The sequence below is a fragment of the Enterobacter sp. DN genome (genome assembly GCF_046054285.1).
Taxonomy (GTDB): Bacteria; Pseudomonadota; Gammaproteobacteria; order Enterobacterales; family Enterobacteriaceae; genus Enterobacter; species Enterobacter hormaechei_C.
This window is the reverse complement of record NZ_JBJJTG010000002.1, coordinates 243609-256646: the sequence shown is the minus strand read 5'-3', so window position 1 is coordinate 256646 and position 13038 is coordinate 243609. Positions and strand designations below refer to the sequence as shown.

The window sequence follows — 13038 nt, the reverse complement described above, 5'->3', positions numbered from 1 at the left end:
GTACGCGAGAGAGGACGCTACAAATATAGTCTACAGGCGCTGTTTAAACTGGTAGTAGCGACCTTGTTTTGCCAGCAGCTCTGCGTGACTACCTTGCTCAATTATGTGTCCGTTGTCCATCACAATTATCTGATCGAAATTCACCAGCCCGCGCAGACGGTGCGTGACCATCAGCACGGTTTTACCTTTCATCACATTCGCCAGTAAATCAAGGATTTGGCTCTCTGTCGTGGCATCCAGTCCTTCTGTCGGTTCATCCAGCAGCATCAGCGGCGCATCGTGCAGCAGCGCACGCGCAATGGCCAGACGACGCAGTTCGCCGCCGGAAAGCTGTCGACCCCCTTCACCCAGCCAGCTGTTCAACCCGTCGTCTTCAAGCAGCTTGTGCAGCCCAACCTGCTCCAGCATTGCCCGCAGCGTATCGTCGGAGGCGTCTGGTGCCGCCAGAAGAAGATTATCGCGCAGCGTAGCGCTGAACAGATGCACCCGCTGGGGCACGACGCTGACCGTTTTACGCAAGGCCGCTTCGCTAAAACCAGACAGCGGAACGTCGTTAAACCGAATCTCGCCCTGCTGTGGATCCCACGCGCGCGTGAGAAGTTGCAGAAGTGTCGATTTCCCACATCCCGTACGGCCAAGGATCGCAATGCGCTGCCCGGCATCAACAGAAAGGGTGATGTCTTCCAGCGCGTTTTGCGCCTGCTTGTCGTAGGCGAAAGTGACATTGCTGAGCGTCAGCGCGACCTGCTCTGGCACAGCGGTTTGACCCGCGCTGAACTTCACTTCCGGCTCCTGCTCGGCAATATCCGTAATGCGCAGCGCAGAGGCAATCACCTGGCCGAGATGCTGAAAGGCGCCCGTGACCGGGGCTAAGGCTTCAAAGGCTGCCAGGGCACAGAAAACAAACAGCGCAATCAGCGGGCCAGGCTGCGCGTTACCGCCCACGCCACCGGAGGCCATCCAGAGCATGGCGATAACGGCAATCCCACCAATTAACATCATCAGCGCCTGGGAGAACGCGGTCAGTTCAGACTGGCGCCGCTGGGCTTCATGCCAGTTCAGCTCCGTATTTTCCATGCGGGCGCGGTACCGTTTGCTGGCACCAAAAAGGGTGAGCTCGGCCTGTCCCTGCAACCAGGCGGTGAGCTGCTGGCGATATTCCCCTCGCAGGCGCGTCAGGTTTTCCCCGGTGGTTTTACCTGCACGATAAAACAGGGGCGGCAGAATAATCAGCGTCATCAGCATGATGCCGCCGAGCGTCAGTGCGATGGGAACATCCAGGAAACTCAACCCCAGCGTGACCACGACAATCACTACAAACGCGCCCACCATAGGTGAAATGACGCGCAGATAGAGGTGATCCAGCGTATCCACATCTGCGACCACGCGGTTGAGTAATTCGCCCTGTCGAAAACGTGCCAGCCCGGCAGGGGAGAGGGGCAGCAGTTTGCTGAAGGTGTAAATACGCAGGTGTTGCAGCACGCGGAAGGTCGCGTCGTGGCTGACCAGACGTTCGAAGTAGCGTCCGGCAGTTCGCGTAATCGCCGTGCCGCGCACCCCGGCGGCAGGCAGCATGTAGTTAAAGCTGTACAGCCCGGCAAAGCCTGCGGCCGCAGACGCGGAGAGGAACCAGCCGGAAAGCGTAAGCAGACCGATGCTGGCCAGCAGAGTAACGATCGCCAGCACGATCCCGAGCGTCAGCATCCATTTGTGGCGTTTATACAGTGCAAGATACGGAAGCAGGGCGCGCATCAGATATCCTCCTGACGGTTCGCCAGCAGGGTCGCAAACGGCCCCTGCGCGGCAACAAGCGCGGCGTAATCGCCTTGTTCAACAATGTGTCCGTTTTCCATCACCCAGATCTGATCCCAGTCGGCAATCCCTTCCAGCTGGTGAGTCACCATCATGGTGGTTTGCTGGCGTGAGGCTGCGTTAAGCGCATCCATCACGCGCTGCTCGCTGTGAGCGTCCAGGCTGGCCGCAGGTTCGTCCAGCAGCATTAGCGAAGAGGGATTCAGCAGCGCACGGGCGACCGCGACGCGCTGTGCCTGGCCAACTGACAGCCCGGCAGACTGATCGCCAATGACGGTATCGACACCCTGCGCAAGCAGCGGCAGAAACTCGCTGACCCAGGCGCGGTCGAGGACCGATTGCAGCTCATCTTCACGCGCATCCGGGCGTGCCAGCAGCACATTCTCGCGCAGCGTCGGAGCTGGCAGCTGAGGGTTTTGCCCCACCCAACTCAGCTGTTTACGCCAGGCATCCGGATCGAGCTCGCGCAGCTCCGTTTTGTTGATACGCAGCGATCCGGTGTACGCCATAAAACCTGACAGCGCATTCAACAATGAGCTTTTACCTGAGCCGCTGGTACCCACCAGCACCACACGTTGCCCGGCAGGCAGGGTAAAGTTCAGCGGACCGGCCAGCACTTTGCCTTCAGGCGACAGAACAGAAAAATCCTGTGCTTCAATGGTCACTGGATCGTTCGTATTCAGCGTTACCTCACCACGCTCCGGATTCGCCAGCGGCGTTTCCATGAAGGTTTTCAGGCTGTCGGCAGCACCCACCGCCTGCGCTTTGGCATGGTAAAAGGTGCCGAGATCGCGAAGCGGCTGGAAAAATTCCGGGGCCAGGATCAGCGCCAGGAACCCGGCGGAAAGCGTGACCGCCGTACCGTAGTGGCCAAAGTCCAGCGCGCCGAGGTAGGAGAAGCCAAAGTAAACCGCCACCAGCGCAATCGACAGGGAGGTGAAAAATTCGAGCACGCCAGATGAGAGAAAGGCCATGCGCAACACTTCCATGGTGCGCTGACGGAAATCCTGCGACGCCAGGCGAATGTTTTCGGTTTCCGCTTCACCACGACCGAAGATCCGCAGGGTTTCCATTCCGCGCAGACGGTCCAGGAAATGACCGCTCAACCGACCCAACGCCAGGAAGTTACGACGGTTAGCATCTGCCGCACCCATGCCGACCATCGCCATAAACAGCGGGATGAGCGGGGCGGTGCCCAGCAGGATCAACGCCGCCACCCAGTTAACAGGGAAGATGGCGATAACAATCATCAGGGGCACAAACACCGCCAGCGCCATCTGGGGAAGATAACGCGCGTAGTAATCGTGCATATCGTCGATTTGCTCAAGGATCAGCGTCGCCCAGCTACCAGCCGGTTTGCCCTGGATCCACGCAGGCCCGGCTTCCGAAAGCCGGTCGAGCACCTTGCGGCGGATCTCATAGCGGATGTGCTGCCCGGCATGGAATCCAACCCGCTCGCGCAGCCAGACCACCCACGCACGCAGAACGAAAACCAGCACCAGAACGATAAACGGCAACAGCAGCGCTTCGCGCGGAATGTTCTCCATGATCATATGATTGAGAATGCGGGCCAGCAGCCATGCCTGGGCAACAATCAACAGACCGCTGATGAATCCCAGAACGCGGGAAATCATAAGCCAGCGGCGGGACAGAACGCTTTGCTGTTTCAGCCAGCGGGTTAACTCTTGTTGACGGGTTTTTTCCATTGCGTACTTTGCAGGTGACGTTATAAGAAATTAGACCTCTGCATGTTACACGCGAGCAAAAATAAAGGCGACCAGTGGCCGCCTTTATTTACGTTTGTTACTGACTTGTAAAGATTATTTGCCTTGTTCAGCCAGCCCGTCCAGGTAGCGTTCTGCGTCCAGCGCGGCCATACAACCGGTGCCCGCAGAAGTGATCGCCTGACGATAAATATGGTCCATCACGTCGCCAGCTGCGAAGACACCCGGAACGCTGGTCTGGGTGGCGTTGCCGTGAATGCCAGACTGCACTTTGATGTAGCCGTTCTCCAGCTCCAGCTGGCCTTCAAAGATAGACGTGTTCGGGCTGTGACCGATTGCCACAAACAGGCCTGCCACTTCCAGCGTTTCGACGTTATCGGTGTTCTGGGTATCACGGATACGCAGTCCCGCCACGCCCATCTGATCGCCAGTCACTTCTTCCAGCGTACGGTTGGTATGCAGCACAATGTTGCCGCTCGCCACTTTGTCCATCAGGCGTTTAATCAGGATCTTCTCCGCGCGGAAGGTGTCGCGACGGTGAATCAGGTGTACTTCTGAGGCAATATTTGCCAGATACAGCGCTTCTTCCACAGCGGTGTTGCCGCCGCCGATAACCGCAACTTTCTGGTTGCGATAGAAGAAACCGTCGCAGGTCGCGCAGGCTGACACGCCGCGGCCTTTGAACGCTTCTTCAGACGGCAGGCCGAGATAGCGGGCAGAGGCGCCGGTGGCGATGATCAGCGCATCGCAGGTGTATTCGCCGCTGTCACCCGTCAGGCGGAACGGACGGTTCTGCAAATCCACTTTATTGATGTGGTCGAACAGGATTTCGGTTTCGAATTTGGCGGCATGCTCGTGCATGCGCTCCATCAGCAGCGGCCCGGTCAGGTCGTTCGGGTCGCCAGGCCAGTTTTCCACTTCCGTGGTGGTGGTCAGCTGACCGCCTTTTTCCATCCCGGTGATCAGTACCGGTTGCAGGTTAGCGCGTGCAGCATAGACCGCTGCGGTATATCCCGCAGGTCCAGAACCAAGGATTAGCAGCTTACTGTGTTTGGTCGTGCCCATGAGATCCCCATTGTTGTTGGCAGGCAATGGGCTGGATTGTAGGGAATTTGTTGCCGTAAAAAAAGAGCAGGAGAGTTTTGCTTCCGATATATGCAATAGACGCGCCCAATGGGTCAGAGGCGGTCACATCACTTCTGCTACTGAAAACCGCGCGTTTATAAGGCAATAAAATGAGGATTAATACCCCTCCGTAATGAATATCCGGCATGTTGTACTAAAAATCGATGTTTTGCTTTGACAATCCCCTGCGCTTTTGCGAAAACATTCAAGGAAGAAAAAAAGACGCACGAACTGCATGCCGCATAGACATGCACGGAAATGCCATTTTTACCGGGTCAGTGAAATCTACGCATGGTGTGGACAGACGCCATACGTGATGTCTGTGACTGCTTTCGGGCAACGGTCTTCTTACCGCAGAACCCGAATCTACATCGCGTCTAATACATAACCAGGCGATGTGATGAATAACGGGTCCAGGCTCTGAACAGTGATGTGCACAGGGTCCAGGCAGGAGTAGGGAAGGAATACAGAGAGACAATAATAATGGTAGATAGCAAGAAGCGCCCTGGCAAAGATCTCGACCGTATCGATCGTAACATTCTTAATGAATTGCAAAAGGATGGGCGTATTTCCAACGTCGAGCTTTCAAAACGTGTGGGACTTTCCCCGACGCCGTGCCTTGAGCGTGTGCGTCGACTGGAAAGACAGGGTTTTATTCAGGGCTATACGGCTCTGCTGAACCCGCATTATCTGGATGCCTCACTTCTGGTATTTGTTGAGATTACTCTGAATCGTGGTGCACCAGATGTGTTTGAGCAATTTAACGCCGCTGTACAAAAACTTGAAGAAATTCAAGAGTGTCATCTGGTTTCCGGTGATTTTGACTACCTGTTGAAAACCCGTGTGCCTGATATGTCCGCCTACCGTAAGCTGCTGGGTGAAACCCTGCTGCGTCTGCCAGGCGTGAACGACACCCGTACTTATGTGGTGATGGAAGAGGTCAAACAGAGCAATCGTCTGGTTATTAAGACGCGCTAACACGGAACAGGTGCAAAATCAGTGTAGTTTGATTACACTCCTGTTAATCCATACAGCAACAGTGCCGGGGAGTCCCGGCGCTGTTGTCCGTTTTAGCACACAGGCAGGACATGCCTGATACCTGGAGAGCCTTTCTTGAGCCAGGAATACACTGAAGACAAAGAAGTCACATTATCTAAGCTAAGCAGCGGACGTCGTCTCCTTGAGGCGTTACTGATTGTTATTGCCCTTTTTGCCGTCTGGCTGATGGCTGCCTTACTCAGTTTCAACCCCTCAGACCCCAGCTGGTCGCAAACCGCATGGCATGAGCCTATCCATAATTTAGGTGGCGTTCCCGGCGCCTGGCTTGCGGACACACTCTTCTTCATTTTCGGTGTGATGGCCTATACCCTTCCCGTCATCATTATTGGCGGATGCTGGTTTGCCTGGCGTCATCGACAGAACGACGACTACATCGATTATTTTGCCGTTTCGCTGCGCCTGATTGGCGCCCTGGCGCTGATCCTCACCTCCTGCGGACTGGCGGCGATCAACGCCGATGACATCTGGTACTTCGCCTCCGGCGGGGTGATTGGCAGCCTGTTGAGCTCCGCGCTGCAACCGATGCTTCACAGCAGCGGCGGCACGCTGGCGCTGCTTTGTATCTGGGCAGCGGGCCTGACGCTGTTTACCGGCTGGTCCTGGGTGAGCATTGCCGAAAAAATCGGCAGCTTTATTCTGACTCTGCTGACGTTTGCCAGCAATCGCACCCGTCGTGACGATACGTGGGTCGATGAAGATGAATATGAAGATGAGTACGAAGAGGAAGACGAGGCACCCGTGCAGCGTCGTGAATCCCGCCGTGCCCGTATTCTGCGCGGTGCTCTGGCGCGCCGCCAGCGCGTTGCTGAAAAATTCGCTAACCCGTTAGGCCGTAAAACGGATGCCGCGCTTTTCTCCGGCAAACGTATGGATGAAGAGGAGCAGATTGAGTATCGCGGCGCGGCCGTCGATCCTGATGATGTGTTGTTCTCTGGTCATCGAGCTACGCCGGGTGAGTATGACGAATACGATCCGCTGTTGCATGGTCATTCCGTGACTGAACCGGTAGCCGCTGCTGCTGCCGCAACGACGGCTGCGCAGGCCCATGTTGCGCCTGTTGAAGCCGTGATGCCGTCCTCGCCTGTTCCGGCACCGGAGTCCGCGATCCAGCAACCGCAGGTGGACTGGCAGACTGCGCCAGGCGTCCATACGCCTGAACCGACCATTGCGCCGGAGCCTGAAAGCTATATTCCTGTGCAGCAGGAACAGTGGCAGCAACCGTATCAGCCGCCTGAGCCTGCCAGCGAGCCGCAACAGCCGTATCAGGCCTATACGCCCGAACCTGCTGAGCCTGAACAGCCATACGTTGCGCCGGTGTCTGAACCCGAAATGGTGGAGGAAGCGAAGCCATCCCGTCCGCCATTGTACTATTTTGAAGAGGTGGAAGAGCGCCGTGCCCGAGAGCGCGAGCAGCTTGCCGCCTGGTATCAGCCCGTGCCTGAGCCGGTGCAGGAGCCTGTTGTAAAAGCGCCTTCTGCGAGCGTTGCACCTGTAGACCCAGCGCCAGCCGTTGCGTCGAGAGCGGAAACCGTGAAGCAGGCAACGGCAGCCGCTGCCGCGTCCGCTCCGCTATTCAGCCCGGCAACCGATGGTGCGCCGCGTCCTCAGGTAAAAGAGGGCATTGGTCCACAATTGCCGCGTCCTAATCGCGTGCGCGTACCGACGCGCCGGGAGCTGGCCTCTTATGGCATTAAACTGCCTTCCCAGCGTATGGCGGAAGAGAAAGCCCGTGAGTCCGACTACGAAGATGATGCCGACGAACTGCATCAGGATGAGCTGGCGCGTCAGTTTGCCGCCCAGCAGACTCAACGCTACGGGAATGAGTACCAACACGATGTTCATTCTCAGCAGGATGAAGATGATGCTGCCGAAGCGGAATTAGCGCGTCAGTTTGCGGCCACGCAACAGCAACGTTATTCCGGTGAGCAGCCTTCGGGGGCAAACCCGTTCTCGCTCTCGGATTTTGAATTTTCACCGATGAAAGATCTGGTGGATGACGGTCCGAGCGAACCGCTGTTCACGCCGAGCGTGATGCCAGAAGCGGAACCGGTGCGTCAGGCGCCAGCGCCGCAGGTTAATGCGCAGCCACAACAGCCAGCGCCGCAGGCTTATGCGCAGCCGCATACACCGCCGGCCCAACCGCCGCAGCCGCAGTTCCAGCAGCCAGCACCACAGCCGCAGGAAAGCCTGATTCACCCGCTGCTGATGCGTAACGGAGACAGCCGTCCGCTGCAACGACCAAGTACGCCGTTGCCGTCGCTGGATCTGTTAACGCCGCCGCCAGCGGAAGTCGAACCGGTGGATACTTTTGCTCTTGAGCAGATGGCCCGTCTGGTGGAAGCGCGTCTGGCTGACTTCCGTATTAAAGCGGACGTGGTGAACTACTCCCCTGGCCCGGTGATCACCCGTTTCGAACTGAACCTGGCGCCAGGCGTAAAAGCGGCGCGTATTTCTAACCTGTCCCGTGACCTGGCGCGTTCTCTGTCGACCGTGGCGGTACGCGTGGTGGAAGTGATCCCAGGTAAGCCTTACGTTGGCCTTGAGCTGCCAAACAAGAAACGCCAGACCGTTTATCTGCGTGAAGTTCTGGATAACACCAAATTCCGCGACAACCCGTCCCCTCTGACCGTGGTGTTGGGTAAAGATATCGCTGGCGATCCGGTGGTTGCCGATCTCGCGAAGATGCCGCACCTGCTGGTTGCGGGTACCACCGGCTCCGGTAAATCGGTCGGGGTGAACGCCATGATCCTCAGTATGCTCTACAAAGCGCAGCCTGAAGATGTGCGTTTCATCATGATCGACCCGAAAATGCTTGAACTGTCCGTCTACGAAGGCATTCCGCACCTGTTAACGGAAGTAGTGACCGACATGAAGGACGCCGCCAACGCATTGCGCTGGAGCGTCAATGAAATGGAGCGTCGCTATAAGCTGATGTCTGCGCTGGGCGTGCGTAACCTGGCCGGTTATAACGAGAAAATCGTTGAGGCGGCACGTATGGGCCGTCCGATTCCGGACCCATACTGGAAGCCGGGTGACAGCATGGATGCCCAGCATCCGGTGCTGGAAAAACTGCCTTACATCGTGGTGCTGGTGGATGAATTCGCCGACCTGATGATGACCGTTGGCAAGAAAGTGGAAGAGCTGATTGCGCGTCTGGCACAGAAAGCGCGTGCGGCGGGCATCCACCTGGTGCTTGCAACGCAGCGTCCGTCCGTAGACGTTATCACCGGTCTTATTAAGGCAAACATCCCGACCCGTATCGCGTTTACCGTGTCGAGTAAAATTGACTCGCGTACTATCCTTGACCAGGGCGGTGCAGAGTCGCTGCTGGGTATGGGCGATATGCTCTATTCCGGCCCGAACTCCACCTCGCCGGTGCGCGTACACGGTGCGTTTGTTCGCGACCAGGAAGTGCATGCGGTGGTGCAGGACTGGAAAGCGCGCGGTCGGCCGCAATACGTTGACGGCATCACCTCCGACAGTGAAAGCGAAGGTGGCGGCGGTGGTTTTGACGGCGGCGAAGAGCTGGATCCGTTATTTGACCAGGCGGTTAATTTCGTTACCGAAAAACGTAAGGCGTCCATCTCCGGCGTCCAGCGCCAGTTCCGTATTGGCTACAACCGCGCGGCGCGTATTATCGAGCAGATGGAAGCCCAGGGTATTGTGAGCGAACAGGGGCATAACGGTAACCGTGAGGTGCTGGCGCCACCGCCGTTTGATTAACCTTCAGCGATTGCAAAGAAGGGTAAATCAGCAAAAATTAAGCATATTCTTCTGTCGCCTGCCTTCGGGCAGGTCCAGAATAGAAACGGAACCCCCATATCGGGAAGACGTATTTTAAGGAATAACAATGAAAAAAATCGCCATCGCCTGTGCATTACTCTCCAGTTTTGTTGCCAGCAGCGTCTGGGCTGATGCAGCCAGCGACCTTAAAAGCCGACTGGATAAAGTGAGCAGCTTCCACGCCAGCTTCACGCAAAAAGTGACTGACGGCAGTGGCAACGCGGTGCAGGAAGGTCAGGGGGATTTGTGGGTGAAACGCCCGAATCTCTTCAACTGGCACATGACCCAGCCGGATGAAAGCGTGCTGGTGTCCGACGGGAAAACCTTATGGTTCTACAACCCGTTTGTTGAGCAGGCGACCGCCACCTGGCTGAAAGACGCGACCAGCAATACGCCGTTTATGCTCATTGCCCGTAACCAGTCCAGCGACTGGCAGCAGTACAACATTAAACAAAACGGTGATGAGTTCGTCCTGACGCCAAAAGGCAGCAACGGTAACCTGAAGCAGTTCACCATTAACGTGAGTAGCAACGGTACCATTAATCAGTTCGGTGCGGTTGAGCAGGACGATCAGCGCAGTAGCTATCAGCTTAAGTCTCAGCAAAACGGCGCCGTAGATGCTTCGAAATTCACCTTTACCCCGCCGCAGGGCGTAACGGTGGACGACCAACGTAATAAGTAAGAGGCATGAGTGAGCAACCTTTCGCTCGATTTTTCAGATAATGCGTTTCAACCTCTGGCCGCCCGTATGCGGCCAGAAAATTTAGCGCAGTACATCGGCCAGCAACACCTTCTGGCTGCGGGGAAACCCTTGCCGCGCGCCATAGAGGCCGGGCATCTGCACTCCATGATCCTCTGGGGGCCACCCGGCACCGGCAAAACAACCCTCGCTGAAGTGATCGCCCGCTATGCTAACGCGGACGTTGAGCGCATCTCGGCGGTTACCTCCGGCGTGAAGGAGATTCGTGAGGCGATCGAGCGCGCGCGGCAAAACCGTAATGCCGGGCGCCGCACCATTCTGTTTGTCGATGAAGTCCACCGCTTCAACAAGAGCCAACAGGATGCGTTTCTGCCGCACATTGAAGACGGCACGATTTTCTTCATCGGCGCAACCACGGAAAACCCGTCGTTTGAGCTGAACTCTGCGCTCCTTTCCCGCGCCCGCGTTTACCTGCTTAAATCCCTGACCACAGAGGATATCGAAAAGGTTCTGACCCAGGCGATGGAGGACAAAGCGCGGGGTTACGGCGGACAGGATATCGTTCTGCCGGACGACACGCGTCGTGCGATCGCTGAACTGGTCAACGGCGATGCGCGTCGGGCGCTGAATACGTTGGAAATGATGGCCGATATGGCCGAAGTGGATGATGCCGGAAAGCGGGTGCTAAAGCAGGAGCTGCTGACCGAAATAGCCGGTGAGCGCAGCGCACGCTTCGATAATAAAGGCGATCGTTTTTACGACCTGATCTCTGCATTACATAAGTCCGTGCGCGGCAGCGCCCCGGATGCGGCGCTCTACTGGTACGCGCGTATCATTACCGCCGGTGGCGATCCGTTATATGTCGCGCGTCGCTGTCTGGCCATTGCGTCGGAAGATGTCGGAAATGCCGATCCACGCGCCATGCAGGTCGCTATTTCCGCCTGGGACTGCTTTACCCGCGTCGGGCCCGCGGAAGGCGAGCGTGCCATTGCGCAGGCGATTGTCTATCTGGCCTGCGCGCCGAAAAGTAACGCGGTGTATACCGCCTTCAAAGCGGCGATGTCGGATGCGCGTGAGCGCCCGGACTACGATGTGCCGGTACACCTTCGCAATGCGCCAACCAAATTGATGAAAGAGATGGGGTATGGGCAGGAGTATCGCTACGCCCATGATGAACCCAACGCCTACGCCGCCGGGGAAGAGTATTTTCCGCAGGAGATGGCGCAAACCCGCTATTATCACCCCACAAACAGAGGTCTTGAGGGTAAGATTGGCGAAAAGCTCGCCTGGCTTGCCGGACAGGATCAAAATAGCCCTATAAAACGCTACCGTTAGTTCAATCGTTGCGGTAATGTTGGCAATATATCTCTGTGGCCGCAGGCTGTGGTCACTTTTTCCTCTTTTAATTCGATAAGCACAGGATAAGCATGCTCGATCCCAATCTGCTGCGTAATGAGCCAGACGCAGTCGCTGAAAAACTGGCACGCCGGGGCTTTAAGCTGGATGTAGATAAGCTGCGCGCTCTTGAAGAGCGTCGTAAAGTTTTGCAGGTACAAACTGAAAATCTGCAAGCAGAGCGTAATTCTCGATCGAAATCCATTGGCCAGGCGAAAGCGCGCGGGGAAGATATTGAGCCATTACGCCTGGAAGTGAACAAACTGGGTGAAGAGCTGGATCAGGCGAAAGCTGAACTGGACGTTCTTCAGGCTGAAATTCGTGATATCGCTCTGGCGATCCCGAACATTCCTGACGACAGCGTGCCTGTCGGCAAAGACGAAAACGACAACGTTGAAGTGAAACGCTGGGGCACGCCTCGCGAGTTTGACTTCGAGGTGCGCGATCACGTCACGCTGGGCGAAATGCACGCGGGCCTGGACTTTGCGGCTGCGGTTAAGCTGACCGGTTCTCGTTTCGTGGTCATGAAAGGTCAGATTGCCCATCTGCACCGCGCGCTGGCGCAGTTCATGCTGGATCTGCACACCGAGCAGCATGGCTACAGCGAAACCTACGTTCCGTATCTGGTTAACCACGATACGCTGTACGGTACAGGCCAGCTGCCGAAATTTGCCTGCGATCTGTTCCATACCCGTCCGCTGGACGAAGAAGCTGACAGCAGCAACTACGCGCTGATCCCAACCGCGGAAGTACCGCTGACCAACCTCGTGCGTGATGAGATCATCGACGAAGACGATCTGCCAATCAAACTGACCGCACACTCTCCATGTTTCCGTTCTGAAGCCGGTTCTTACGGTCGCGATACGCGCGGTCTGATCCGTATGCACCAGTTCGATAAAGTTGAGATGGTGCAGATCGTTCGTCCGGAAGAGTCTATGGACGCGCTGGAAGAGATGACGGGTCACGCAGAGAAAGTGCTGGAGCTGCTGGGGCTGCCATATCGCCGTATGGCGCTGTGTACCGGTGACATGGGCTTCGGCGCCTGCAAAACCTTCGACCTCGAAGTCTGGGTGCCTGCGCAAAATACCTACCGTGAAATCTCCTCCTGCTCTAACGTCTGGGATTTCCAGGCTCGCCGTATGCAGGCGCGTTGCCGCAGCAAGTCCGACAAGAAGACCCGTCTGGTTCATACCCTGAACGGTTCTGGTCTGGCTGTCGGCCGTACGCTGGTTGCCGTGCTGGAAAACTACCAGCAGGCTGATGGACGTATTGAGATCCCAGAAGTGCTGCGTCCTTACATGAAAGGTCAGCAGTACATCGGCTAATGATTTTGCATTCACGCACAAAAGCGCCTTCGGGCGCTTTTTTTATCCCTCTGAATTGATACGACGCAATGCCTCCTCACTCTAAAGTAGTAATACTTCTCCGAACGAAAGTTAG

Annotated in this window: 8 protein-coding genes; 5 read left to right on the top strand and 3 right to left on the bottom strand. The window is 56.6% G+C overall.

Translation table 11 applies throughout. The features are described 5' to 3' along the window. Positions 1-30: 30 nt before the first annotated feature. The 3 genes from cydC to trxB all read right to left on the bottom strand — a co-directional run bounded on the left by cydC (position 31) and on the right by trxB (position 4601). Positions 31-1752, bottom strand: a complete 1722-nt coding sequence (gene cydC / locus ACJTMZ_RS05845) for a heme ABC transporter ATP-binding protein/permease CydC (RefSeq protein ID WP_003858307.1) — start codon at positions 1750-1752, stop codon at positions 31-33. After that, positions 1752-3518: a heme ABC transporter permease/ATP-binding protein CydD gene (gene cydD / locus ACJTMZ_RS05840; RefSeq protein WP_047364582.1), complete on the bottom strand. Its 1767-nt coding sequence runs from the start codon at positions 3516-3518 to the stop codon at positions 1752-1754. The genes cydC and cydD overlap by 1 nt, the downstream gene beginning before the upstream one ends. 114 nt (positions 3519-3632) lie before the next feature. Further along, positions 3633-4601: a thioredoxin-disulfide reductase gene (trxB, locus tag ACJTMZ_RS05835; RefSeq protein WP_252010843.1), complete on the bottom strand. Its 969-nt coding sequence runs from the start codon at positions 4599-4601 to the stop codon at positions 3633-3635. Between the two features lie 543 nt (positions 4602-5144). Here trxB and lrp point away from each other — a divergent pair. The 5 genes from lrp (at position 5145) to serS (ending at position 12923) form a co-directional block, all read left to right on the top strand. Further along, a complete protein-coding gene (gene lrp, locus ACJTMZ_RS05830) occupies positions 5145-5639 on the top strand; it encodes a leucine-responsive transcriptional regulator Lrp (RefSeq protein WP_000228469.1) in 495 nt (164 codons plus the stop codon). 135 nt (positions 5640-5774) lie between these two features. Beyond that, complete coding sequence (locus ACJTMZ_RS05825) at positions 5775-9443, top strand: DNA translocase FtsK 4TM domain-containing protein (RefSeq protein ID WP_252010842.1); 3669 nt, start codon at positions 5775-5777, stop codon at positions 9441-9443. 127 nt (positions 9444-9570) lie between these two features. Continuing rightward, entirely contained in the window at positions 9571-10185 is a 615-nt protein-coding gene (gene lolA / locus ACJTMZ_RS05820) for an outer membrane lipoprotein chaperone LolA (RefSeq protein WP_003858270.1), read from the top strand. 9 nt (positions 10186-10194) lie between these two features. After that, on the top strand, positions 10195-11538 hold the full coding sequence (rarA, locus tag ACJTMZ_RS05815) for a replication-associated recombination protein RarA (protein WP_006809396.1): 1344 nt from the start codon (positions 10195-10197) through the stop codon (positions 11536-11538). Between the two features lie 92 nt (positions 11539-11630). Then, on the top strand, positions 11631-12923 hold the full coding sequence (serS, locus tag ACJTMZ_RS05810; protein WP_252010841.1) for a serine--tRNA ligase: 1293 nt from the start codon (positions 11631-11633) through the stop codon (positions 12921-12923). The last annotated feature ends 115 nt before the right edge of the window (positions 12924-13038 follow it).